Raw genomic sequence first — 25,041 nt, 5'->3', positions numbered from 1 at the left:
CCCGGTCGGGAAGGCGCGCCGGACCGAGCGGCCGCAGGCCCCGGCCGCCGGCTCGGGGCCTGCAGCGGCCTTCCTACGGAACGGGGCGGCTCCACAGCACCGGCTGCTCACCGCTCTGGCCGACGGTGCCGCCGACCCCCAGAAGCGAGTTCCCGATCACGCTCAAGCCGGTGATCCGCTGGTCGCCCTCGCCTGACAGCCCCGTGCCGGTGGGGGTCGACACCTTCCACGACGAACCGTCGGACGACGTCCAGGACACCACGTCCGTCGCGCCCGGCTCGCCCGTCGTGCCGGCCGCGGCGAAGCCCTTCGGGGTGGACGTGAGGGCCGTCACCGTCGCGTTCGTCCCGCCGCCGGGCGAGGCCAGCGGCCGCCATGTCCGTCCGGAGTCGGCCGACACGTAACCGAGCCAGCTCAGTCCCTGCTCCGTGGCGGCTATCCCGGTGGCGACGACCGTTGTGCCCTTGACCGCGACGCGGGTGAGGTGGCCTTCCTTCACTCCGCCGGGCAGTTTGAGCTGCTGCAGCGTCCACTGCTTGCCGTCCGGCGACGTCCACACGTTCGGGTGGTTCCCGTTGCCATCGCGGCCTCCGCCGACGGCGATGTAGCCCGAAGGCCCGTTCGCGACGTCCAGCATCCAGTGGCCTGCCCCGGCCTTGCCCTCCAGGGCGTTCGGGGCGGCGCTCTTACCGCGTTCCCAGGTCTTCAGGTCCGCGGAGAACCAGGTCGCCGCCGAAGGGCCCTCGGTGCCGACGACCACGTACCCGGCCGGGCCGCTCGCGGCGGCCGCCGTGACCGGCACCCCGTTCCTGCTCGCGGCGAACGGGGCGGCGGTGTCGGCGGCCCGCCAGGCCGCACCGTCCGCCGACGTGACGACGAGCGGGCGCCGCGGCGAAGCCTGGTCGTAACCGACCGCCAGCCAGCCCGCCTTCCCGTCCGTCACATCGAGGAGCCGCTGCGGTCCGGGCCGGGTGAACGCCGCTCCGAGCCCCTGCGCCTCCTGCCACGAGGCGCCGTCCTTGGACGACCAGACGGCGGCGTCGCCGGACGCGCTGCCCACCGCGACGGCGAGGCCGCCCGCCGCCCGGACGTCCTGGACCGTGTGGTCAGGCCGCAGGGCACCGGCCACCTTGGACGGGTCGACCGGGATCGCGGCGCCGTGCGCGTCCCAGACGCTCAGCAGCGGATCGGTGTCGCCGCCCCCGGGCTCGCTCCCGACGACCACCGTCTGGTCACCGGCCAGTGCCGCCCCCTCGAGCTTGCGCCCGGCCTTCGACTCCGACGTGCCCGCGTCCTGCCAGCTTCGCCCGTCCGCGCTCCGCGACACCAGCACGTCGCGCCCGCGGACGACGACGGCGGCGTAGCCGCGCTCGTCGCCGAGGACCTGGCTGGTCCGCCGGTAGCCGCTCGGGCTCAGCGTGCCGGCCTTCGTCCAGGAGGCGCCGTCCTTGGAGACGAACGCCTGGCCGGCCGGCGCGCCGGACGCCGTGACCTCGCGCATCGCGAGGAAGCCGGCCGGGCCCCCGCCGATCTCCAGGCCGCGGCTGCCCTTCGGCACCGGCACGTCCGAGACCGCCCAGGTCCGGCCGCCGTCCTCCGAACGCCATACCTTGCGGTAAGGGCCCTGCCTGCCCCCCTTCGGGGTGATGAGCGCCTCGAGCAGGATGACCTTGCCGCCGGCGGCCGCCTCCACGAGCGAGAACGTCCCGTTCTCGACCTGGAGGCCGATCTGGGCGCCCCCGCGCACCTCCCAGCGGCGCCCGTCGCCCGAGAGCCAGACGACGGGAACCGCGTCGCTGAAGTCGCCCTTCTGGCTCCGCTCGCCGATGGCCAGGAAACCGGAGTCGGTGCCGACGATCCGCTGCACGCGGCTGTGCCGGCCGAAGACGTCTCCGACGGGGTCGGGCTGCCTGGTCCAGGTCCGCCCGTCGGTGCTGGTCCACACGACCCCGCCGCCGCCCGTCCGGGTGCCGACGGCGACCCAGCCGTGGGACGAGCCTCCCACCGCGGAGGGCACGTCGCCCGGGGCGGGGACCGCACCGTCGGTGCCCTTGAGCGTGGCGGACTTGAACGTGCGTCCCCCGTCGGCGGAGACGAGGAACAGGCCGCGCGCGCTCTCCGGATCGGACTCGCCACCGACCGCGACGACGGTCGACCCGGCGGAGTCGACACCGGTGATCTGCTGGTCGCGGCCGTCGGTCTGGGCCGGGCGATTCACGGGGAACAGCGCGCCGGCCAGCTTGGCGCCGCCGCCGGAGCCGCCGTCGTCCTTGCTCCCGCCCAGCCGGGGCACGAGCACGATACCGCCGCCGACCAGCGCCGCCGCGGCGACCACGGCGGTGCCGATGAGCAGCGGCTTCTTGAGGCTCCGGCGGGGCTTCTTGCCGCCCCCCGCGGGTTTGCGCCATGGCTCGTCGATCACCGGCGGGGGCGCGACGGGCTGCACGCTGTTCGGCGGCTGCTGGAAGGCGGGCGACGGGACGCCCGGGATCTCCTGGGCGTAGGGGAACGGCTCGGGCCCGCCGAGCACGGGCTTGCTGTCCGGGATCTCCTGCGCCCAGGGGAACGGCTCGTGCGCGGGCTGCGCGGGGCCGGGCTGCGGAGGACCGGGAAGCGGCGGGGCGGGCTGCGGTGTGGCCTGGGGCGCGGTCGGCAGCGCGGCCTGCGGGCCGCCGGGGATCTCCTGCGCCCACGGGAACGGCTCGGGCGCGGACGCCGGGGGCGGCGCGGGGACGTCCTGGGCGTAGGGGAACGGCGCGGGCGGCTGCGGGACCGGCGGCTGCTGCGCGAAGGGCGGCAGGGTCGGCGGCGCCGGCGGCTGGACGGGCGGCTGCTGGGAGGCGGCGGGACGCTCCACGCGGGTGACGTCCGCGTCGTCGTCCTCGTCGTCATCGCGGCCGGTGTTCCCGAGCCAGGCGGAGGCGTCCAGGATGGTCTGGTCGCCGATCGGGCCACCGGGAGCGGGACCCCCGGAAGCCGGGCCGGTGGGCGCGGCTGGGCCCGCGGGCGCGGCGCCCGGCGCGCCGGGGAACGGCGGGAGCGGCGGGGGAGCGCCGGGCTCGCCGCCCTCGCCCCCGCCCTGGTTCCCGCCCTGGTTCCCGGCCGGGAACACCTGGGTGCGCATCATCCCGCTGATGTCGATGTCGCTGATCGTCCGGTCGGACTCGTTGTCCTCCGGCTCGGGCAGCGGCTCCCCGAACGGCGGCGGCTGCTCGGCCGGCTCCGGCAGCAGCGGCGTGGCGCCGGACGGGCCCTGCTCGCCCAGCCACTGGGGAGGCGGCGGCGCCTGCTCCGGCCGCCCGGCGTCGGGACGCTCGACCCCGCCCTGCCCGGGCCCGTGGTCGCCGTCCTGCTTTCCGGTCGAAGTCACGCCCGCACTCCCAGCCTGAGGTCACGTACACGTCGCCCGCGTGTCAGATGGTCGTGAGCGATGATAATGGGGCATTCGCCCCTGGGGGCCGCGTTGCGGACGGCAACGCCGTCACCCGGCCTTCAGCCGGCCGTTCATCCACTGCATGATCTCGGGAGTCAGCCGGGTGAACGTGCCGAAGTTGTGGCCGCCGTCGTCGGGGAACAGCGTGTCCACCCGCAGCGGCGGTTTCGCCATCTTGATGAACTGCTGCGCCTGCCGGTACCCCTTCTCCACCTTGCTGGAGGCCAGCAGGACGGAGGTGGGCGGCGGCGGCAGATGCCCGACTCGCCAGATCAGATCGTTGTCGTTGCGCACCATCGCGCTGCCGCCGTACAGCTCTCCGGTGGTCGGGTCCTTGACCGCGTGGAGGTAACCGCCGAGCGAGGCGCCGGCGACGAACCGGTCGGAGTGCATCATGGCCAGCTTCACCGCGCAGTAGCCGCCGGTCGACTGGCCCATCACGCCCCAGCCCTGCTCGTCGGCCGCCAGCCGGTAGGTCGCGCTCAGCGCCTTCGGGACGTCCTGCGCGAAGAACGCCAGGGACTGCGGCCCGCTCGGCACGTCCGTGCACTCGGTGTCGCGGGGCGGGGCGACCATCGTCCGGGTGATGACGTAGACGGTCGGCTGGATCGTTCCGTTGCGCATGTCCTTGGCGGCGAGCTTCACCATCGCCTGCCGCTCGATGATGCCGCGCGGGTCGCCCGGATAGCCGGCGAGAACCAGCGCCACCGGGAAGCGGCGGTCCTTGAACTGCGGCTGGAAGTACTGCGGCGGCAGGTAGACGAACGCCTGCACCTGAAGGCCCGTCCGGGCGCCGCGGATCGTCGTCTGCTCCAGCCGCCCGTCCCGTTCCGGGTCGTGCAGGCCCTGCTGCGCCGACAGCGGCGAGACGGTGCGGGCCAAGGGGCCGCTCGCCCAGGCGCCATGGCCGGCGGTGGCGCCGTGCACGGCGACGGGGCCGTCCAGCCGGCCGAAGAGATCGCTCCAGCTGTTGTAGAAGACGAAGTAGGCGTTCATGCCGGTGACGAGGGCGAGCGTGATGAACAGCTGGCAGCCGACCAGGAGCGCGCCGCGGGCCGCCTGCGGGCCGAGACCGCGTCCGGTGACCCTCGGCAGCGCCCACAGCGTGCCGACCAGGGCCGCCACTGCGAGCAGGCAGACGAGGACGACGAAGGCCGTGCTGGTCAGCTGCATGGATCGTGATCCCCCTTCTTCGGGCCGCCCTCCCGGGTGATCCCGGCGGCCCGGCTCACCCGGTCTGCCCGGCGGCGGCGCACCCCTGCCCGGAGCAGTGCACGAACGCGTACAGCTGGTTCGACAGCTCCCGGCGCCGCTGCTCGGGCAGCCGCCCCGCGGTGTTCTGCAACTCGTTCGGGTCGCTTCTCAGGTCGTAGTACTCGCGCTCCCCGTCGGCGTACTCCACGTAGAGCGCGTCGCTCGTGCGGATCGCGTTGTAGGTCGTCGGCGCGCCCGGCGCGGAGTCCTGCTGGTCCGGGTCGTCGCGCGACGGCGGGGGCTTGACGTGCTCGATCAGCGCCGCCTGCCGCCAGCCGCCGGGCGTCTCGCCGCGCAGGAATGGCACCAGCGACCGGCCGTCGGCGCTCGGCGGCGCGGGCAGCCCGGCGAGCCCGAGGAAGGTGGGCGCGAGGTCGGTGTTCTGCGCGAACGCGCCGACATGGCGCCCCGCGCCGACGCCGGGCCCGGTGACGACGTACGGGACGTGGATGTCGATGTCGAACGCGGTCATCTTGCCGCCGGCGAGCCGGTGCTCGCCCATGTGGAAGCCGTTGTCCGAACCGAAGACCACGTAGGTGTCGCGGTCGATGCCGAGCGACGCCAGCTCGCCGCGGATGCGGCCGATCATGTCGTCGACCGACTGCACCATCCGGACCCGGTCGCGGAACCCCTCGTCGATCCGGGCGATCGCGCCCTTGCCGAGCTTGGGGTGCTTGCGCAGCCAGGACGGCTTGTCGCCGACGTCCTTCTCGTTGAACGACGGCGGGCGCGGCGCCTTCAGGTGGGGGAAGCTCTTGGCGTACCTCGGTGCGGGAGTGAACGGGCCGTGCGGCGCGAACGTCGAGATCTCCATGAAGAACGGCTGGGAGGAGCCTGCGGCGCGCCGTACGAAATCGGTGCCCTTGCCGGCCAGGACATCGGTCAGGTAGTCCTGCGGCTCGTGCCCGTAGGAGACGAGGCGGCCGTTCTCGTTCAGGTTGTAGTCGTACTCGGGGTATCCGTTGCCCGCGACGTACCATTCGCCCCACCCGGGCGGTACGTACGGCTGTGCTCCGCCCTGCGTGTCGGCGGGCTGGTACCCGTTCATGTACTTGCCGAGGAGCGCGGTGCGGTACCCGGCCTTCTGCAGTGCGGGCGCGAACGAGTTCTGCTCCCCGCCGTGCTGCTCGAAGACCTGGTAGCCGCCGAGCGGCGGGAAGTTCGTGCGGACCTTGGTGTTGTGCGGATAGAGCCCGGTGAAGATCGTCGCGCGGGACGTGCAGCACAGCGAGTCGGCCATGAAGAACTCGTCGAAGGTCAGCCCGTCCCGCTGCATCCTCTGCACCTGCGGCATGTGCGCGACGAGGTTCCACGACAGGTCGTCGGTGAGCACGAAGATGATGTTCGGCTTCTTCGCCGCGCCCGGCGCGGTCCCCCGCTTGCCGTGGACGGTGCCGGGCGCGGACCGGTCGCTGCAGCCGCCGGCCAGGAGCGCGGCCACCAGGCACAGGAGGGCGGTCGCCGCGCGTCCCCGCGGGTGCGCCGGCGAAGGCCGGGCCGATCGCGCACGCGGGCGTGACCGCCGTTGTCGGATCAATGTCCGCCTTTCCCTCCTGGCGCGGGGACGCGCGTCCGGTCCGGTCTCGTGCCGCGGCTCCGGCCGCGCGCTATCGATCAGAGGTCCGGCCTGCAAGGGTAACCAGCCCTGTGGTGATTCGTGCACTTGGCGCCAGTTCGCGGTTCGATGCCCCTTGTTGGCATCATGCGGGAGGACGGGGCGAGGGAGGGCGTGGACCTGCGACAGAACGGGTTGCCGAGACCGCTGGTGGGCGGGACCGTGATCAGCGCCGTCGTGGCGCTGCTCGTGGCGCTGGCCGCCTCCTGCCTGCCGGGGGCGGCGAAGCCGGGACCCGGTCCCTCGGCCGCGCAGCGGACGCGTGTCCCGGTCCGGCCGCCCGCGTCCGCCGGATCCCGGACGCCGGTCACGCCGCCCGGGTACTCGCCCGTCAAGCCGGTGATCGACGGCTGGTTCGCCGACCCGATGGCGATCAAGGTGGGCGGCAGGTACTACGCGTACGGCACCAACAACGGGGACGCGACGATGCCCGTGGCGACCGCACCGTCACCGGCCGGCCCGTGGACCCGCTCGCCCGGTGACGGCCTCGCACGGCTCCCGTCCTGGGCCGAGGCGGGGCGCACCTGGGCGCCCGAGGTCGTGCCGCCGCCCTCGGGATCGGGTACCTACGTCCTCTACTTCTCCGCCGCTCGCCGGGACCGGGACGTCCAGTGCATCGGCGTCGCGACGTCGACCTCGCCGGCCGGACCCTTCGTCCCGGTCGACGGACCGCCACTGGTGTGCCCGCTCGACCTCGGCGGGGCCATCGACCCGTCCTCCTACATCGAGACCGACGGGACCAGGTACCTGCTCTACAAGAGCGACGAGAGAAGGACGGCGGCGATCTACCTCGTGCCGCTCACCGCGGACGGGCTCCACGTGAACGGTCCGGCGAAGCGCATCCTCGGCCATGACGGGAGCGAGCCCGTCCTGGTGGAGGCGCCCGACCTCGTGCGCCGCGGCGGCGAGTACGTGCTGCTCTACTCGGCCGGCTGGTACTTCAGGTCGGATTACCAGACCCGCTACGCGGTGGCCACGTCGCTCGAAGGCCCGTACCGGAAGGCGCCGCGCCCGCTTCAGTCCACCGGTGCGTACGGGGGAGCGGTCGAGGGGCCCGGCAGCGCGGACATCCTCAGCGACGAGACCGGCGACCATCTGGTCTTCCACGGAATCCTGAAGCACCACGGCGGCTCGACGGTGGATCGCGGGATGTTCGTGGCCCCGCTCGGCTGGGACGGTTCCCGGCCCGTGGTGCGGGGGGTGCCCGCCCGCTTCGAGGCCGAGCGGGGACGGCTGAACGGCTGCGTCGCCACGCTGCGGCGGCCGCAGGCCTCGGGCGGCTCGGCCGTCGGCCCGTTCGACCGGGACGGCTGCCGCCTGGACGTCCCGGTGTTCGCGCCGGCCGCCGGCCGCTACTCGGTGCGGATCGGATACGCCAACCGGTCGGGCGGGGCCGCGCACCTGGAGCTCTCGGTGAACGGTGTCGCGGACGCGACGTTCCCGCTGCGTGAGACCAAGGATGCGGACTGGACGTCCGGCACGGTCGACGCGGTCCTGAACGCGGGTTGGAACACCCTCAGCCTCGCGAGGATCGACGGGCAGGGCCAGGTCGACTACCTCGAGATCCGTTAGGGCGCCGCCGGGGCGGTGCGGTGCGGTTTCGGGGCGGCGGGCCTCGGTTTGGCGGTGGACCTCGGTTTGGTGGTGGGCCCGTGGGCCTTCGACGGAGAGCGGTACGGGCCGGTCCGCACGTAGAGGATGAGCCGCCCGCCCTTGAACCTCCATCTGCCCTCGATCCGCCAAGGGCCGGTGGCCTGGACCAGCTTCAGCCGTTTGTCGACCAGGGGGCCGGGAGTCTCGCTGATGGACCTGGTCCGCATCACCCACAACCGGTCCGTGCGGACGAGCGGGGCCCGCAACTGCCAGGGGAGCTTGTCACGGCCCGTGAAGTTCCCCGCGTGCACGGGGTCTTCGGCCAGTCCGATGTCGCGCAGGCGGCCGAAGGCGTCCGGATAGGCGCCCGACTCCCAGCGCACGACGCCGTTGAGGTAGAGGATGGGATCCCCGTTGTGCGCCTCGCGGCGGACGATCTCCGCAGGGGTGCGCACGTCGTCGAGCTTGCCGTCGTGCCGTCGGACGGCGGTCTGCGGCTGGATCGACGGGACGACCAGTGCCGCGACCGCGACCGCGAGCAGCGCGCCACCTAGCCAGGGGCGCCAGAAAGCCGCGACTCTCGCGAGCCCGGCGCCCATGAACAGCGACAAGGCGGGCACGCAGAACAGGACGTAGCGGAAGATGAACATCGGGTCGGTCGCCATCGACGCCAGGAACAGCAGCGCGGAGGGCACGAGCAGCCAGGGCAGTGCGAGGACGGTGAGCGGGACGCTGGATCCGGCCGCGCTTCGGCGAGCGCCGTCCCCGCGGTCCCCGCCGTCCCCGCCGTCCCCGCCGTCCGTGCCGTCCCCGCCGTCCGTGCCGTTCCCGCCGTCCGCGCCCTGCGCCCGGAGGCCGGCGAAGGCGCCGATGAGGGCCAGCACCAGGGTCGGCGCCACCAGATGGGAACCGCCGACCATGAACTTCACCAGCCGCCAGGCGAGCATCCACGACGGCCGGGGCAGCCAGGCCACCTGTTCGGTCTGGGTGTGCGCGGCCAAGGCGAGCGGGAGAAGGAGGGCGCCGGCGAGTCCGCCGCAGACCGTCCACCGCACCCAGGTCCGCCGGGCCTTGGAACGGGCCAGGAGGAGCGTCGTGCCGTGCGCCGGCAGCAGCAGGATGCCGTCGAGGTGCAGGAGACCGAGCAGCAGGGCCGCGACGCCGTACCCCGCGAACCAGCGCCACGGATGCCGCTCCTGCGGATGGACGCCCCGGACGAGCAGGTAGGTGGCCAGCACCGCCACCGTGGTCACCATCGCGTAGGAGCGGGCTTCCTGCGCGTAGACCGAGACGGGAACGGAGCCCGCGTACGCCAGCCCGGCCAGGGTCCCGGCGAGCGGTCCGGCGCAGCGCCGGCCGATCAAGGCGACGCCCGCAGCCGCCGCCGTGGTCGCCAGCGCGCTCGGCAGCCGCAGCGCCGTCTCGCCCGCGCCGAAGGCCGCGACCCACACCTTCATGACCAGGTAGTAGAAGGCGTGCACGAGGTCGAGGTGGTGGAACAGGTGCAGCATCTGGCCGACGGACCGGCTCGTCGCGCTGATCGTGGCGGCCTCGTCCAGCCAGAAGGAGGGCCGGCCGATGCCGATCAGGCTGACGGCGAGCGCGGCGGCGGCCGGGACGAGCGGTACCGCCCATCGGGCGAGACGGCCTTCCGGCCGTGCCGCCCCGCTCTGTAACCGGCTATCGAGGGCGAGGCTCGTCATCTCCAGGGACCTCCACTCCGACCTCGCGCAGCAGGTCGGCCGTCGGCTTCGGGCGGGTGAGCAGCCCGTCCCGCATGCCGCGGAGCATCGCGCGCCGCAGCACCGCCCTGTCGCTGGACCCGGCGAAGGTGCGCGTCCAGCGCCTGAGCGTCGATCCCGCGTAGAGGGCGCGTTCCGGCGGCGCGAGCCCGGCGCTGCCGCTGAACAGCCAGATCTTGTTGCGGACCTCGTAGAAGAAGCGGTCGCCCGGGTCGGCGTCCGCCCCGCCGAACTCCTTGGTCTTGTGCACGACGATGCTGCGCGGGCACAGCACTCCCCGGCGTCCGCGCAGCAGCCGGGTGGTGAACTCGAAGTCGTCGTTCCACAGGAAGTAGTCGGCGACGGGGAGACCGCGCTCCCGCACCGAGGCCGCGTCGACCAGGACGGAGACGAAGGACGCGGAGCGGATCGGGACGCAGCCGGCCGCACGCGCGATCTCCCGCTCGGCGGCCGGGGTCCGGGGCTTGGCGCGCGGGGTGTTCATCGGATGGTCGCGGCCGTCGGTCCACACCACTCGGCTCGCCACGAGCGCCGGCGGCCCGTCCGCGGCCGTGGCCCCGCCGCGGGCGAGCAGCAGCTCATGGAGCGCGTCCGGCCCGGGCACGGTGTCGTCGTCCAGCAGCCAGAGCAGGTCGGCGCCGGCCGCCAGGGCGCGTGCCATACCGGCTCCGAACCCGCCGGCCCCGCCGATGTTGCGCGGAAGGACGAGCAGGTCCGTGTCCGGGAACTCGCGCGCCACGACTTCCGCGGTGCCGTCAGAGGACGCGTTGTCCACGACGACGACATGGTCCGGGCGGCGGGACTGGGCGGCGAGCGCCGCCAGCGCCTCTTGGAGCAGATCCCGCCTGTTGTAGGTGACGACCACGGCGGCGACGGACTCGGCCCCGCCGCCTGCCGGCTCCGCGGTCACGGGAGCCGCCGGCCGGTGGCGCGCCGGGCGGCCCGCTGCAGCGCGGGCGGCGCCGAGGCCGCCGCCTGCAGCAGCTGGTCCAGGTTCTCCCGGACGTCGGCGAGCTCGCTCTGCAGGTGAGCGAGGCCGATGCGCTCGTTCGCCCTCGCGAGTTCGCGCAGGAGCGCGGCGGCGACGCCGACGGACGCCGAGGCGATCAGCTCGTGCGGCACGTCACCCGGAAGCAGCGACCGCTCCGGGTGCCGGGAGGTGGTCAACTCGTCGAGGTCGCCCGCCACCCGGTAGCCGGAGGCGCGCAGGGACGCGGCGAGGTCGCGGGTCCGCTCGGCGGCCCATGCGGCGTGCCGTGCGGGGAGTCCCATGCGGGTGCGTCCGGTGCCGTCGGTCCCTTCGGTGAGCCCGTGCCCGACCAGGTGCTCGCGGACCAGCCGCTCGTAGTCGCCGCCCAGCGCCGGGGCGATCTTCTCGTTGAGCCGGCGCAGCAGTTCCGCCTCGATCGCCGAGAGCGGCTCCTCCTCGGCGATCCCGCCGAGGTCGCAGGTGCCGGGCTCGATTCCGGTGAGCGCGCAGAACCGCTCCCACAGCAGCCCGGGACGCTCCCCGGGCGGCGGCAGGGTGAGGATGTGGATCCGCTCCTTCGGCACCACCGACTCCCACGTTCCGAGGACCCGGACGGCGTCGTGCAGTCCCCAGAACATCTCCCCGTACGGTTCGGGCGCCTGCTCACCGAGGCTGATCAGGTCGTCGACGAACCGCTCGAAAGTGATCGTGTGGGTGTGCCTGATCTGCTCCTGCCAGTCGAAGATCAGCTGCCAGCCGAGGTCGCGCGTGGCGAACACCACGTGGACCTCGGCCGGTTCCAGCGCCGCCACGGCCCGCTTCGCCTGGTGCTCGGTGGTGCCCCCGAGGAGCCCCTGGGAGAAGACCGCGGTGGGACCGTCCCAGTCGTGGACGCGCGCGGCCATGCGGTCCCACGCGCCGTCCCAGGCGGGGTCGCGGTGCCCGCCCCAGCTCATCTCGCGCAGGTCCATGACCGCGCCGAAGTGCTCCTGCGGCCCCGAGATGGGGTAGCAGACCCCGGCGTCGCCGAGGCGCCGGCGGTTGGCCCACAGCGCCTCATGGAGGAACGCCGTGCCGGCGGTCGGCGCTCCGACGTGCAGGTAGACGGTCTTGCCGGGTCGGTTCCCGCCCATGGTCACCCCGTGTTCGTCTCGACGTCGGGTCGGCCGCCGCGCTGGATCCGGCGGTAGGCGCCGCGCAGTTGGCGGACGGCAGGGTAGCGTTCGGCGGCTCGCTGGGAGAACGGCGCCGCGTCGCGGACGAGCCGGGCGGTGTGCTCCGACAGCGCCGCGGTCTCCGCGCGCAGCAGGTCGAGGCGCTCGGTGACCGGTACCGCCGAGCCCTCGACCTCCGTGCCGCGCCGGTCCTCGTCCAGGAGGCGCCGCAGCAGCGCCGCGACGGCGTCGGTTCCGACGTCGGCCATCTCCGCCCACGAAGGCGCCGCGGCGGGCCCTCCGCGGGGCGCGGTGGGGATCAGGTCGTAGAGGTCGCCCACCACGTGGTAGCCGGCCGCGCGCAGGCCCTCGACCGTCTCGATGGCCCGTTCCGTCGCCCACATCAGGTCGTCGGCGGACAGCGTGATCTTGGTAGGCGCGGGTCGGCCGGTCAGCACCTCCTGCGCGAGATGGAGCTTGACCTGCTCGTTGTAGACGTGCCATCCCACGCGCTCGTCGAGGGACTCGTTGAGGTCCCGCAGGAACAGCGTCTCGGCCAGCCCGAGCGACGGATTGGAGAACGAGCCGGCCAGGTCGTACCGCCAGGGGGACAGGCCCACGGCCGCGCAGAAGCGCTGCCAGAGCAGGTCCCGGGGGGCTCCGGGCGGGGGGAGGGTGACGACGTGGACCCGCTCGGGGGGCAGCTCCACGCCCCAGCGGCCCAGCACGGCGACGGGGTCCTGGAGCCCCCAGAACAGCCGGGCGGTCTCGAAGCTGCGCCAGTCCGCGCGCCGCAGCGCGGCGACGAAGTCGTCGAACGGCGTGGTGAACCGGTTCTTGACGTCCTCCTGCCAGTGCGCCGGCAGCTGCCGGCCGAGGTCGCGCACGGTGAACACGACGTGCACCTCGGCGAAGTCCAGGTCGGCCATGGCCTCCCGCACGTAGCGGACGCGGGCGGGCGCGAACAGCTCCTGCGAGATGATCGTGGTGCCGGGGAAGTCGCGGGCCTCGCCGACCAGTTCCTGCCAGGCGCCGCGCGTCGAGGGGTCGGAGGCGTCGCGGAAGAAGGTGCGGCGCAGGTCGAAGGCCGCCCTGACGTGGGCGGCGGGGTCCCGGCCGGGGTAGTTGAAGCCGTGCCTGCGCAGCCGGTCCCGGTTGTGCCAGAGCACGTTCTGCAGGTAGGTGGTGCCGCTCTTGGCGGCTCCGACGTGCAGGAAGACCGCGTGGCGCGCGCTCTGCGTCGTGCTCTGGGGAGTCGGGGCTGCCACCGCGTTCCTGGATTCCTGCCTCGGTACCGATCGAACGCCGGGTATCTTAGCCCCATTCCGTACCATTGGCCCGGCTGATGCCTTTCTGCGCAGCCGAGTCTTCCACGCTCCCCACACGGGATGGACGCCGTCCAGTGAACATTGATCTCGTGGTGGCCGGTTCCGGGTTCTTCGGACTGACGGTCGCCGAACGGTGCGCGGCCGACCTCGGCCTGCGCGTGCTCGTGCTCGACCGCCGCGGGCACATCGGCGGCAACGCCTACAGCGAGGACGAGCCCGAGACCGGCATCGAGGTCCACCGGTACGGCGCGCATCTCTTCCACACGTCCAACAAGCGGGTCTGGGAGTACGCCAACCGGTTCACCTCCTTCACCGGGTACCGGCACCGGGTCTACTCGACGTTCAAGGGCCGGGTCTACTCGATGCCGATCAACCTCGGCACCATCTGCGAGTACTTCGGCCGCAGCTTCACCCCCGACGAGGCCCGGGCGCTGATCGCCGGGCAGGCGGCCGAGGTGGCCGCCCCGTCCAACCTGGAGGAGAAGGCGGTCTCGCTGATCGGCCGTCCGCTGTACGAGGCGTTCATCCGCGGTTACACGGCCAAGCAGTGGCAGACCGACCCCCGGGACCTGCCCGCGGAGATCATCACCCGGTTGCCGGTCCGGTACACCTTCGACAACCGCTACTTCAACGACGTGTACGAAGGGCTGCCGGTCGACGGCTACACGGCGTGGCTGGAGCGGATGGCGGACCATCCGCGGATCGAGGTGCGGCTGGACACCGACTTCCTCGACATGCGCGACGACGTCGTCGGCAACGTGCCCGTGGTCTACACGGGGGCGCTGGACCGCTACTTCGGCTACGCCGAGGGCGACCTCGGCTGGCGGACCCTGGACTTCGAGATGGAGGTCAAGCCGACCGGGGACTTCCAGGGCACGCCGGTGATGAACTACGCCGACGAGGACGTCCCCTACACGCGGATCCACGAGTTCCGGCACTTCCACCCGGAACGGGACCGTTACCTTGCGGACAAGACCGTGATCATGAGGGAGTACTCCCGCTTCGCCGCGCGCGGTGACGAGCCGTACTACCCCATCAACACGGCGGCCGACCGCGCCCGCCTCCTCGCCTACCGGGAGCTCGCCCGGGCCGAGGGCGGCGTGCTGTTCGGCGGCCGCCTCGGGACCTACAAGTACCTCGACATGCACATGGCGATCGCGAGCGCCCTGAGCATGGTCGACAACCAGCTGCGTCCCCATTTCGCCGAGGGTGCGCGTCTCATCAACGGAGGCGAGGACGAGTGACCGATCTGACAGGGACACCGAGCGCCGGGGGCACCGACGGCGAGGGCGAGACGCTGCGCGTCCTGCAGCGCGTCGTGATGCCGGTGGACCGCGACCTCGACGTGCTCAAGCTGTACGTCGAGGGGGAGATCGCGCGCGGGGCGGAGGCGCTCGCGGCCTCGACCGCGGTGGAGGCGGGCCTGACCGGCGCGCCGGGCGACGACGTCGGCCGCCGCAGCGTGGTCGTGCCGGTCGGTCAGCGCGTCTCGTTCGCCACCTACTTCAACGCCTTCCCGGCGAGCTACTGGCGGCGCTGGACGTCGGTGGAGGACGTCGTGCTGCGCGTCCGCGCCCGCGGCGAGGGCACCGTGATCGTCTACCGGTCCAGCTCCAAGGGCCATGTGCAGCGGGTCGCCTCCGTCCGGATCGACTCCGAGACCTCCCGCGAGGAGACGTTCGCGCTCAGCCTCCGCCCGTTCATCGACGGCGGCTGGTACTGGCTGGACATCCTGGCGGGCGAGCGTGACGCCGTCCTGGAGCGGGCCGAATGGTGCGCGGCTCCGGGCACCGGCGGCGGTTACGTCCGGCAGGGCCGGGTGAGCCTCGGCATCACCACCTTCAACCGCCCGTCGTTCTGCGTGGACCAGCTCTTGGCACTCGGCCGCGCAACCGAGGTGCTCGACGTGGTGGACCGCGTCTACGTCGTCGACCAGGGCAACGAGAACGTGCGCGACGACGACAGGTTCGCGGCGGCCGCCGACGCGCTCGGCGCCCGGCTGCGGCTGATCGAGCAGCCGAACCTCGGCGGGTCCGGGGGCTTCTCCCGCGCGATGGACGAGACGCTCCAGGCCGGGACCAGCGACTACGTGCTCCTCCTCGACGACGACGTGGTGACCGAGACCGAGGGGATCCTGAGGGCGGTCGCCTTCTCCGACTTCGCCCGGACGCCCACCATCGTCGGCGGGCACATGTTCAACCTGTACGTCCGATCCCAGCTGCATGCCTACGGCGAGGTCATCGCCAAGTACCGCTGGTGGTGGGAGGAGGCTCCCAGCACCTGGCGCGAGCACGACTTCGCCAAGCCGGCCGTCCCCGAGGCGCTCGCCGAGGCGTCCGGCCCGCGCGTGAAGACCAGCTCGGGAAGCCTGCGCGAGACCGCCTGGCTGCACCGGCGCGTGGACGTGGACTACAACGGCTGGTGGATGTGCATGATCCCGGTCGACGTCCTCCGCAAGGTCGGGCTCTCGATGCCGATGTTCATCAAGTGGGACGACGCCGAGTACTGCGTCCGGGCGGGCGCCGCCGGCTTCCCGACCGTGTCCCTGCCCGGGATGGCCGCCTGGCACGTCCCCTGGCAGGACAAGGACGACGGCATCGACTGGCAGGCGTACTTCCACGAGCGCAACCGGCTGGTCACCGCGCTGCTGCACTCCCCGTACGACCGGGGCGGCAACCTCGTCAAGGAGAGCTTCATCATCACGGTGAAGCACGCGCTCGCGATGCAGTACTCGGCCGCGGAGCTGATGCTCTCGGCGATCGAGGACGTGCTGACCGGGCCGGCGCACATGCACGCGGGGATCGCCGGCAAGCTGGCCGAGATCAACGCGCTGCGGACGGCCTTCCCGGACGCGCAGAACCGGCCGAGCCACGAGGAGTTCCCGCCGGTCCGCCGCAACAAGCCCCCGAAGCGGGGCCGCGGCTTCCGGCCGCCCCGCGGCAAGGTGAACGTCCTGGCGAGCGCGATGCTGGGGACGGTCAAGCAACTGCGTCCAGTGGACCCGGGCGCGCGCGGCAACCCCCAGGTGGTGGTCCCGCACATCGACCGGCACTGGGGGCTGCTCTCGCAGGTGGACAGCGCGCTGGTCTCCTCGGCCGACGGCACCAAGGTCGCCTGGTACCAGCGTGATCCGGAGCGTTTCAGGCGGATCCTCCGGCGGGCCTCGGTCCTGCACGCCCGGCTCAGCCGGGAGTGGCCGGAGCTGACCGGCCGGTACCGGGTGGCCATGGACGAGCTGGCTTCTCCGGAGGCATGGCGCCGCACGTTCGAGTCCGCGGAGCAGGACGCCCCCGCACGTCCCACGAGGTCCGCCGACGAATGACGGTCACGGAAACGGAACCGGCCCCGCTCCGACCGCCCGGTGACAGCGGCGGCCTGCGCGAGACCTTCCGCAACAAGTACCTCCTGCGGCTCCTGGTACGCCGGGAGCTGCGGGCACGGTACAAAGGATCGTTCCTCGGCCTCGGCTGGTCCTACGTGCGGCCGACCGTGCAGTTCCTGGTGTACTTCTACGTCGTCGGCGTCTTCCTCGGGACGAACAAGTCGGTCGAGGACTTCCCGGTCTACCTGTTCTCGGGCATGGTCCTGGTCAACCTGTTCACCGAGACGCTGCACTCGACGACCCGGTCGGTGACGGGGAACGCGCCGCTCGTCCGGAAGGTGTTCCTGCCCCGGGAGCTGTTCCCCACGGCGTCCACGCTCGTCTCGCTGGTGCACTTCCTGCCCGGGGTGATCATCGTGATGATCGCCTCGGTCACGGCCGGGTGGCGGCCGTCGCCGGCGGCGCTGGGCGCCGGCGCCCTCGGTTTCGCGATCGTCGTGGTGCTCGGGTTCGGCCTCGGGCTGATCTTCGCGGCGGTCAACGTCTTCTTCCGCGACCTCGAGCAGGTCGTCGACATCTCGATGATCGTCATCACCTGGTCGGTGCCGATGATCTATCCGTGGGTGGCCGTGCGGAACAAGGCGCCGAGCTGGGTGCTCGACCTGTACCTGGCCAACCCGCTCGTCAGCGCCATCTCGCTGTTCCAGCGGGCCTGCTGGTACCCGGGGACGGACGGGACCTTCACCTTCCCCCCCGCACCTCTACGGGCGCGCCGGCATCGCCCTCACCGCGAGCTTGCTGATCCTCTTCGCGGGGCGGCTGCTCTTCTCCCGCCTGCAGAAGCGTTTCGCTCAGGAGCTGTAGCCGTTGATCCCCTCCATCGTCATCGACTCCGTGTCGAAGCACTTCACCCTGCGCCATGCCCATTCGTTCAAGGAGATGAGCGTCCGCGCGTTCCGCAAGCAGCGGCTCTCCGACCGGTTCACCGCGCTGGACAGGGTGAGCGTCACCCTGCACCAGGGCGAGACCGTGGCGCTCATGGGGCTCAACGGGTCCGGCAAGAGCACGCTGCTGAAGCTCATGTCCGGGGTCATGCAGCCGGACGAGGGGTCGGTGCGGGTGCGCGGCCGCATCGCCGGGCTCATCGACGTGGGCGCCGGCCTCCACCCCGAGCTCACCGGCCGCGAGAACGTCTACCTCAACGGCGCGATCCTCGGCATGTCCCGGGCGGAGATCCACCGCAAGTTCGACGCGATCGTGGACTTCTCCGGCGTCGAGCGCTTCCTGGACGACCAGGTGAAGTTCTACTCGTCCGGCATGTTCATGCGGCTGGCGTTCTCCATCGCCGCGCACACCGAGCCGGACGTCTTCCTGATCGACGAGGTGCTGGCGGTGGGGGACCCGCCGTTCCGGGAGAAGTGCCTCGCGCGCATCCGGGAGCTTCGCGGCGAGGGCCGGACGATGGTCGTCGTGGCGCACGACATCCAGATGCTCGTCGGGCTCTGCGACCGGGGCGTCACGATGCGGCAGGGCCGGGTCGTCTATGACGGGCCCACCGAGGAGGCGGGGCGGCTCGTCCGCGAGGACCGGCAGGCCCGCCGAGCGGCGGCAATGGGAGAAATCGGTGGATAAGGTATCCCGAGCCGCCGGGCGGCGCGGCCACCGGTCCGGACGGGGGACCAGGCCGGAATCCATGGAAGGAACGCGGCGATGAGCGCGAACGAAGCCGGCCACCCACTCCTCGACAACGTCTACCGGATCGTCGCCGACGGAACGTGCTCCGTCCTGTCCCTGGACATCTTCGACACCGTGCTGTGGCGCCGCGTGCCCCGTCCCACCGACGCCTTCGCCCTGCTCGGCGCCCGCCTGCGCGATGCCGGCCTCTGCCCGGAATGGGTGACCGACGCGACCTTCCGGCGGATGCGGATCGGTGCCGAGGAGAGGGCCCGCCGCAGCCGCGACACCCTCGGCACCGAGGTCTCGCTGTTCGACATCTGGCGGGCCATGCCGGCCGGGTTGTTCGGCTCCGCGCCCCTGGACCAGCTCGTCGCGGCGGAGGTGGACCTCGAACGCGAGATCACCGTGGTGGACCTGGACGTCGCCCATGTGATCAACGCCGCCAGGAAGCAGGACATCGACGTCGTCCTGGTCTCCGACACCTACTTCACCCAGGACCAGTTGGCGCATCTGCTCGACCGCCCGGAACTCGGCCCGATGGAGGACGTCCGGATCTTCCGGTCCAACCAGCACGGCACCGACAAGGCGTCCGGCCTGTGGGACATCGTGCTGCGCGATCTGGGCCGCAGCCCCGAGCAGATCGTGCACGTCGGCGACAACGAGATCGCCGACGACGAGGTCCCGGCCGGGCTCGGCCTGCGCACCGTCCACTACCGGCGGCTGGACGAGCCGTACACGCAGGTGCTCCAGCGGGAGCACGAGCCGCTCAGCCCGGCGGGCGAGCACGCCCCCGACCTGGACGGGCGCCATGGCGACCTCGGCCTGACGAGCCTGCGGGCCAAGGCCGTCCAGGCCGGCGGTCCGTTCGCCACCTCGGCACTGGAGACGACCTGGCGCTACGGCGCCGGCGTGCTCGGCCCGGTGCTGACCGGATTCGCCGAGTGGGTCGCCGAGCGGGCGGCCGCGAACGGGACCCGCACGCTGTGGTGCCCGATGCGCGAGGGGGAGCTGCTCTCCAAGCTGATCAACGACGCCGCGCGGGTCCGGGGCTTTGACCTGGAGGCCAGACCGGTCTGGCTGTCGCGGTTCGTGACGTCGCTGGCCGGCCTCGACCCCTTCGACACCGACGCGGTGCACGCGTTCGTCCGCAGCGGCTACCAGCTGACCGTCCGGCAGACGCTGGCCGTCCTCGAACTGCAGCCCGGCGACGTGCCCGGGCTCGCGACGGAGCTGGACACCGTCGTCGACAACGGCGACATCGCCGACCGGGTCAGCAAGGCGCTGACCGAGACGCCGCACCTGTGCAACCGGCTCGCCGTCACGGTCACCGCCGCCCGCGAGCGGCTGATCCGGTCGCTGCGGGAGGCGGGCGCGCTCGACGGCACCGAGCTGACCCTGGTCGACCTCGGCTGGGGCGGGACGATCCAGCGCCAGCTCGCGCGGGTGCTGGAGATCGCCGGCATCGACATCGCGCCGGCCGGGTTCTACCTGGCCACCGACAACCGGGCCGAGCGGCTGTACCTGGCCGGCCTGCGCGCCGAGGGCTATCTGGCGCAGGCCGGGCACCCGGCCGAGGTCGCCGCGACGGTCACCCGCAGCCCGGAGATCGTGGAGCAGTGCGTGAACGCGCTGTGCGGATCGCTGATCGGTTTCACCGAGGAGGGCGGTCCCGTCCTCGGGGACGCCGCCGACTCGCCCTCGCAGAACGCCGAACGCCGAACCGTCCAGGACGGGATCCTGGCGTTCCAGCGCACATGGAACCGGTACGTGGCCGCTGCCGAGGGCGCCTGGCCCAGCCTCACGCTCCCGGCCGCCCGGGAGCGGCTGGCCCGGATCCTCATCTCGGCACTGCGGTCGCCCACCTCCGACGAGGCCGCGGTCTTCGGCAACTGGGTGCACGAGGACAACTTCGGCTCGACGCTGGTCACCACGCTGCTGCCCGCCGACCTGAAGCCCGCCATCCCGTACCTGTCCCCGGGAGACCTCGAGGACCTGCACATGCGGGACTCCTTCTGGCCCGCGCTGCTGGCCGCGTCCGACACCGGGCTCGGCGCCGCGGCCAGGGCGATCACGGACGGGGCGATCCGCGCGGAGGACTTCGACCCGTCCGGTGAGAGCTACGAGACGCGGCTGCGGTACCGGACGGCGGACGACCGCTGGCACGAGCCGATCCGGCGGCGGGTCAGGATCAATCACAACGGCCTGTCGTTCGCGCGCTTCGCCTTCGAGCACCACGACACGGTGGACATCTCCCTGGCCGTTCCCGGCCGGCCCGCGATCGTGCGGGTCGACTGGATCGAGGCGCGGGTCATCGCCGGCGGACGGCGGCACGAGCAGGTGCTGCGCTGGGACAAGCCCGAGGATTTCGTCGGTCTGCACTACGCCGACTGCCGTTACCTCGGCGGCAACCTGATGGAGTTCGACACCTCCTACGCGGCGGTGTGGCTGCCGCTCGCCCGCCGCGCCGGGGCGCCGGTGGTGTCGTCGGGGCAGATCACCATCGCGTTCGCGATGCTGCCGCAGTCGATGACGGGCATGGCGCCGCGGATGCCCGTCGACAGGAAGGCCGCGCGGGCCGCGAGGACCGCGCGGCTCACCGACCGGCTTCGCGAGGAGTACCGCGCGGCGGGTGTCCGGGGCGTGGCGGCAGGAGCGGGACGAGTGGCCAGGAGGAAGCTCGGCGATGGTTCGTGACCGAGGCGAGGAGATGACCGGGTCCCGCGAGGATCCGCACCGGCAGGCCCGCGCGGCGCGCGAGCTGCCGATGCTCCTGCATTCCATGTCGGTGTTCCGGGAGCTGTTCGCGCTCGTCTTCGACTGCCGCGAGATCGGCACGGTGGTCGAGGTCGGCGTGGAGTCCGGCCAGGTCAGCTCGGTCTACGCCGACCTCGGGGCCACCGTGTACTGCGTCGAGCCGAGCCCGGACGACACCCTGCGCGCGGTCCTGGACTCCGACCCCCGGCTCAACCTGGTCGAGGAGCACTCCCCGGCGGCCCTGGACGGGCTGCCGACCGCCGACCTCTACGTGCTGGACGGCGACCACAACTACGCGGTCGTCCGCGCCGAACTCGACTGGATCATGAAGAACGCCCCTGACGCGGTGGTCGTCCTCCATGACGTGCTGTGGCCGTCGGGCCGCCGCGACTTCTACTACCAGCCGTCCACCCTGCCCCCGGAGGACGTGCACCCGAACACGGCCGACGGGCCGACGGTCTGGCACGACGAGGTCACCCCGGCGGGCTTCGTCGGGAAGGGGGCCTTCACGGCCGCGACGCATGCCGGCGGGGAGCGCAACGGAGTCCTCACGGCCGTCGAGGACGCGGTGGCCGAGAACGGCGGCGGCTGGCGGCTGGAGATCGTCCCCGCGGTGTTCGGGTTCGGCGTGCTGGCCCGGGACGGGGCGCCCGGCGCGGACCGGATCTTCGCCTCGCTGCGGCCGTTCACGTCGTCCTCGCTGCTCGCGACCATGGAGAACAACCGGATCGCGCTGTACTCCCGCGTCCTGCAGCTGCAGTACGAGGCGGTGTCGCGCGCGGACGACGCGAACCGGCTGGCCGAGACCATCGCCGTCCAGCAGCAGAAGATCGAGCAGTTGCGGGCCGAACTCGGCCGCGCCACCGCCGGCGTTCGGTCCCGCCCTTCCGCCGCCGAACGCGCCGCGAAGGCGCCCGGGGTCAACGACTACGTCACGACCGTCGCCATGCACCGCGAGACGTGGGGGACGTTCATCGAGCAGGACCCTGCCCTGGTCGACGCGGAGAAGCTGCACGAGACCCTGGGCATCCCCATCCTCGGCGGGCATCGCGCGGACCTGGAGGGCTTCGCGGGCCACAACACCGTGTTCGACCGCATCGCCGCCCGTGTCGGGGCCGGGGGGCTCGCGTACGAGGACCAGGGCAGCGCCAAGCACTACTTCGACCTCTTCGGCCGCGCGGAAGCCCATCACCAGGAGCTGACCAGGCTCGTCGACGTCGGCGTCTTCATGGGCGGCTCGTCCGTCGTGCTGGCCGGCTGCGTCGAGCCGATGGGCCTGGAACTGGATCTCGTCGACGTCAACCACGCCTATCTGCAGTTCACCTACGAACGGCTGCGCCGGATCTTCCCGGGCGCCATGGCGCGCGTCCGCGTGTTCCACGGCGATCTGCCCACCTACGTGGAGAAGGTGCTGCTGGAGGAGAGCCCGGTGCGCGCCATGATCCATCACGACGGGGCGCACGCCTTCGGGCAGGTCGTGAAGGATCTCAGCGCACTGCACTTCGCCCGCGACCGGGTGCACAGCCTCGCGCTCAAGGGCACCCACCTGCGCGGCGACATCGTGCACTCCAACTTCGTGGACGCCGCGGCGTACGCCGTGTTCGGCGCCGACGTGAAGTACGAGCCGCTGGGCGCGGAGTTCACGCCGGACGCGCCCGTGACGAATCCCGACCAGTGGGCAGGGAACTACTTCCTGCCCGGCCGGCCGGAGGGCATGTACATCACGTTCGGCGGCCTGGACTGGAAGTACCCCCACCGGACGATGACGCTGGACGCCTTCCTGCCGGCGAAGGCGGATCCCCGGGACTGAGGCGCGCGGCACGGCCCCGAGCCGCGGCGGACGCCGGCCGCCCCGGGTTGGCCGGGTGCGGCCAATCCGGGGGTGGGCGGGGTGTCCGATGTTTACCGCAGGTGAACCCCGTGACCGAAATGGCGGTTCGTGTCGCACTTCTGGGCTCATGTTCCGGCGAACGTGACACGCGACCCCGGCAGGCTCTTTACTCTTGCCGTGTAGGCGAACCGACACCGACGACCAACTGGACTCCAACCCCCAGGCGTTTCCCCCGTTCCGCGACTCCCAGGGGTCTCACGACGTGACGGACATGGCGAGCGGGTCCGCGATGGCGCGGCTCACACAGGCCGACCGCGTCTACGTGGGCTGGCGCTACGCGCAGGTGCACCCTGACCCGGGCCCGCCCCCCGGCGTGCCCGAGCCGGCCGAGCGGCCGCCGGCCGGGCCGCCCGCGCGGCGTCCCGGCGAGCACCTCGCCGCGCACCCCCTGCGGCTCGTCACCGGCGGCACGTTCGCCGGGGTCGCGCTGTTCCTGGCGTGCGGCATCGCCGGGCTGCTGCCGTGGGCGTTCGCGGGCGTGGCGCTGCTGGCGTGCGGCGTCGTCCTCGCCATCACCGGCGGCGCCCTGTGGCGCGACGAGCAGGCCGTCCGGGAGCGGCTCGCCGACGAGCGGGAGCGCACCCGGCGCGAGTACGCCCGCCGCGCCCGGGAGCGGGAGGCCGCGCAGCGCGCCTACGACGACGCCCGCCGCGAGTGGGAGCGGCGGCACCGCGCGTACGAGAGCCAGCGCGAGTGGTACCCGGTCGCCGTCCCGCCCGGCGTCGACCGGGTGGACGTGGTCGGCGGGACGCTCGCCGGCTGGTCCGCCGCCGTCACCACGATGGGCGCGGCGCGGCTCGCCGTCGGCGCCCGGCTCACCGTCATCGACCTGTCCGAGGGCGCCGTCGCGCACGACCTGCTGCGCCTCGCCGCCGACCGCGGCGACGACCCGCTCGTCTGGGTGCTGCCCGCCGACCTGCCGCGCCTCGACATGTCGCGGGGGCTGAGCCAGGAGGCGCTCGCGGACGTGCTGTCGCTGGTGGTGAGCGCCGGCGAGGAGGAGGGCGGCACCCGCGACCTGTCGTTCGACAACTCGATCCTGGAACGGCTCATCGAGGTCCTCGGCCCGGACGCGACGATCCCGCGGATCACCGCGGCGCTGCGCGTCCTCGCCCAGGTCGGCGACCCCCGCGACGACCTGCGCAAGGGGCTGCTCACCGACGAGCAGCTGGAGCGGGTCGCGACGCTGTTCGGCCGGGACGCCACCGACCGGATCGTGGTGCGCCGCGCGTGGGCGCTCGAGGCGCAGCTGCGCAAGCTGGAGAAGCTCGCGACGGAGCCGGTGGGGCTGCCGCCGTCCCGGCTGCACGTCGTGTCGATGGACCGCCGCGCCGGCGTCCTCACCAACCGGATCCTCGGCACGTACGTGACGACGGCGCTGACGCACCGCATCCGCGAGTCGCCGCCCGGGGGCCGCTGGGACCACACGCTGTTCCTGTGCGGCGCCGAGAAGCTGCGCGGCGACGTCCTGGACCGGCTCATCGACGCCTGCGAGGCGACCGGGACGGGGCTCGTCCTGATGTACCGGTCGATCCCGCGGCACGTCCGCGAGCGCCTCGGCCGCCGGGGCCACGCGGCGGTCGGGTTCATGCGGCTCGGCAACCCCGAGGACGCCCGCGTCGCCGCCGAGCACATCGGCACCGACCAGCCGCTGCTCGTCGCGGAGATCACCGACTCGGCGGGCGAGACGCTGTTCGACGTGGCGGGGGAGAGCTACGCCAGCACCGTCGCCTACGCCCGGCCGCGCGGCGACGGCCTCACCGACCCGGTCTGGTCACCGCTGCCCGCGCCCGCCGCCGACGACTCCGTGCTGGTCGAGGGGATCAGCTCGGCGACGGCGTGGGGCCGGACGGTCGCCGCCGGGGGCGCCGCGAAGCAGCGGTTCCGGGAGCTGCTCATCGAGCCGCCGCAGCTCCAGGAGTTGCCGCCGACCGCGATGGTGTTCACCCACTCCGGCACGGCGGGCCGCCGCATCATGCTGGTGGACGCCAACCCCGGCATCATCACGCTGCCGACCGCGCACTCGATGGAGTTCGAGGAGTACCTGCGCGAGCAGGAGGCCCTCGAACGCGCCGCCGCCGAGGAGCCCCAGGACGCCCCCGGCGACGCGCCCCCGCCCGCGGCCGACGTGCCGCTGCCCCCCGACGCGGCGCCGCCCTCGGAACCCGCCGACGACGAGGAGCCTCCCGCCCCGCGCGCCCGCCACGCCCTCCCGCGCGGCGGCACCCGCTTCCCGCCCCTCAAACCCAACGGCCGCCACAAGGGCTCTCGCTGACGTGCGCTGGCGCGGTGCGGGGGCGGGGGGAAG

15 protein-coding genes and 1 pseudogene are annotated in these 25,041 nt (G+C 72.9%); 8 read left to right on the top strand and 8 right to left on the bottom strand.

Translation table 11 applies throughout. The annotated features are described in order from the left end of the window. Positions 1-73: 73 nt before the first annotated feature. The 3 genes from J4557_RS41570 to J4557_RS41560 all read right to left on the bottom strand — a co-directional run bounded on the left by J4557_RS41570 (position 74) and on the right by J4557_RS41560 (position 6,128). Positions 74-3,370 (bottom strand): beta propeller repeat protein, encoded by a 3,297-nt coding sequence (locus tag J4557_RS41570; RefSeq protein ID WP_208272333.1) that lies wholly within the window; start codon positions 3,368-3,370, stop codon positions 74-76. A 111-nt stretch (positions 3,371-3,481) separates the two neighbouring features. Further along, positions 3,482-4,606: an alpha/beta hydrolase gene (locus J4557_RS41565; protein ID WP_208272332.1), complete on the bottom strand. Its 1,125-nt coding sequence runs from the start codon at positions 4,604-4,606 to the stop codon at positions 3,482-3,484. Between the two features lie 55 nt (positions 4,607-4,661). Beyond that, positions 4,662-6,128, bottom strand: a complete 1,467-nt coding sequence (locus tag J4557_RS41560; RefSeq protein WP_208272331.1) for a sulfatase family protein — start codon at positions 6,126-6,128, stop codon at positions 4,662-4,664. Between the two features lie 288 nt (positions 6,129-6,416). Here J4557_RS41560 and J4557_RS41555 point away from each other — a divergent pair, with 288 nt between their 5' ends. Continuing rightward, positions 6,417-7,874: a family 43 glycosylhydrolase gene (locus J4557_RS41555; protein WP_208272330.1), complete on the top strand. Its 1,458-nt coding sequence runs from the start codon at positions 6,417-6,419 to the stop codon at positions 7,872-7,874. On the opposite strand, the gene J4557_RS41550 is transcribed toward J4557_RS41555, so the two are convergent. The 4 genes from J4557_RS41550 to J4557_RS41535 are packed head-to-tail and all read right to left on the bottom strand — an operon-like array spanning position 7,871 to position 13,029. Continuing rightward, a complete protein-coding gene (locus J4557_RS41550) occupies positions 7,871-9,598 on the bottom strand; it encodes a glycosyltransferase family 39 protein (protein ID WP_208272329.1) in 1,728 nt (575 codons plus the stop codon). The two genes, J4557_RS41555 and J4557_RS41550, sit on opposite strands and share 4 nt — an antisense overlap. Continuing rightward, complete coding sequence (locus J4557_RS41545) at positions 9,576-10,547, bottom strand: glycosyltransferase (RefSeq protein WP_307800509.1); 972 nt, start codon at positions 10,545-10,547, stop codon at positions 9,576-9,578. The genes J4557_RS41550 and J4557_RS41545 overlap by 23 nt, the downstream gene beginning before the upstream one ends. After that, positions 10,544-11,740, bottom strand: a complete 1,197-nt coding sequence (locus tag J4557_RS41540; protein WP_208272328.1) for a hypothetical protein — start codon at positions 11,738-11,740, stop codon at positions 10,544-10,546. The genes J4557_RS41545 and J4557_RS41540 overlap by 4 nt, the downstream gene beginning before the upstream one ends. Positions 11,741-11,742: 2 nt before the next feature. Then, complete coding sequence (locus J4557_RS41535; protein ID WP_208272327.1) at positions 11,743-13,029, bottom strand: hypothetical protein; 1,287 nt, start codon at positions 13,027-13,029, stop codon at positions 11,743-11,745. 134 nt (positions 13,030-13,163) lie between these two features. Between J4557_RS41535 and glf the strand changes: the two genes are divergently transcribed. The 3 genes and pseudogenes from glf to J4557_RS52340 form a co-directional block, all read left to right on the top strand. Further along, positions 13,164-14,333: a UDP-galactopyranose mutase gene (gene glf / locus J4557_RS41530; RefSeq protein ID WP_307800508.1), complete on the top strand. Its 1,170-nt coding sequence runs from the start codon at positions 13,164-13,166 to the stop codon at positions 14,331-14,333. Beyond that, positions 14,330-16,411 carry a glycosyltransferase gene (locus J4557_RS41525; protein ID WP_307800507.1) on the top strand — a complete coding sequence of 694 codons (2,082 nt, stop codon included), beginning with the start codon at positions 14,330-14,332 and terminating at the stop codon, positions 16,409-16,411. The genes glf and J4557_RS41525 overlap by 4 nt, the downstream gene beginning before the upstream one ends. Next, positions 16,342-17,058 (top strand): annotated as a pseudogene (locus J4557_RS52340) (ABC transporter permease); the annotation flags it as partial. The gene J4557_RS41525 and the pseudogene J4557_RS52340, both read left to right, overlap by 70 nt. On the opposite strand, the gene J4557_RS51285 reads toward J4557_RS52340, so the two are convergent. Beyond that, positions 17,025-17,156: a hypothetical protein gene (locus tag J4557_RS51285; RefSeq protein WP_279576372.1), complete on the bottom strand. Its 132-nt coding sequence runs from the start codon at positions 17,154-17,156 to the stop codon at positions 17,025-17,027. The pseudogene J4557_RS52340 and the gene J4557_RS51285 sit on opposite strands and share 34 nt — an antisense overlap. A 122-nt stretch (positions 17,157-17,278) precedes the next feature. On the opposite strand from J4557_RS51285, the gene J4557_RS41515 reads away from it, so the two are divergent. The 4 genes from J4557_RS41515 (at position 17,279) to J4557_RS41500 (ending at position 25,008) form a co-directional block, all read left to right on the top strand. Further along, the gene (locus J4557_RS41515) at positions 17,279-18,043 is read left to right on the top strand and encodes an ABC transporter ATP-binding protein (RefSeq protein ID WP_243777194.1); all 765 of its coding nucleotides are present in this window, start codon (positions 17,279-17,281) and stop codon (positions 18,041-18,043) included. A gap of 78 nt (positions 18,044-18,121) precedes the next feature. Continuing rightward, a complete protein-coding gene (locus J4557_RS41510; protein WP_208272325.1) occupies positions 18,122-20,782 on the top strand; it encodes a hypothetical protein in 2,661 nt (886 codons plus the stop codon). Further along, positions 20,772-22,652, top strand: a complete 1,881-nt coding sequence (locus J4557_RS41505; RefSeq protein WP_208272324.1) for a class I SAM-dependent methyltransferase — start codon at positions 20,772-20,774, stop codon at positions 22,650-22,652. The genes J4557_RS41510 and J4557_RS41505 overlap by 11 nt, the downstream gene beginning before the upstream one ends. Before the next feature lie 292 nt (positions 22,653-22,944). Then, positions 22,945-25,008 carry a hypothetical protein gene (locus tag J4557_RS41500; RefSeq protein ID WP_243777193.1) on the top strand — a complete coding sequence of 688 codons (2,064 nt, stop codon included), beginning with the start codon at positions 22,945-22,947 and terminating at the stop codon, positions 25,006-25,008. The last annotated feature ends 33 nt before the right edge of the window (positions 25,009-25,041 follow it).

Source organism: Actinomadura nitritigenes (genome assembly GCF_017573545.1).
Taxonomy (GTDB): domain Bacteria; phylum Actinomycetota; class Actinomycetes; order Streptosporangiales; family Streptosporangiaceae; genus Spirillospora; species Spirillospora nitritigenes.
Note: the sequence above shows the minus strand (reverse complement) of the source record. Positions and strands in the feature narration are given on the sequence as shown.

Excerpts from the sequence above, each read along its gene's own strand:
- J4557_RS41565 (WP_208272332.1), bottom strand. The coding sequence starts at position 4,606 with ATGCAGCTGACCAGCACGGCCTTCGTCGTCCTCGTCTGCCTGCTCGCA.
- J4557_RS41550 (WP_208272329.1), bottom strand. The coding sequence starts at position 9,598 with ATGACGAGCCTCGCCCTCGATAGCCGGTTACAGAGCGGGGCGGCACGG.
- J4557_RS41540 (WP_208272328.1), bottom strand. The coding sequence starts at position 11,740 with ATGGGCGGGAACCGACCCGGCAAGACCGTCTACCTGCACGTCGGAGCG.
- J4557_RS41510 (WP_208272325.1), top strand. The coding sequence starts at position 18,122 with ATGAGCGCGAACGAAGCCGGCCACCCACTCCTCGACAACGTCTACCGG.
- J4557_RS41505 (WP_208272324.1), top strand. The coding sequence starts at position 20,772 with ATGGTTCGTGACCGAGGCGAGGAGATGACCGGGTCCCGCGAGGATCCG.
- J4557_RS41500 (WP_243777193.1), top strand. The coding sequence starts at position 22,945 with ATGGCGAGCGGGTCCGCGATGGCGCGGCTCACACAGGCCGACCGCGTC.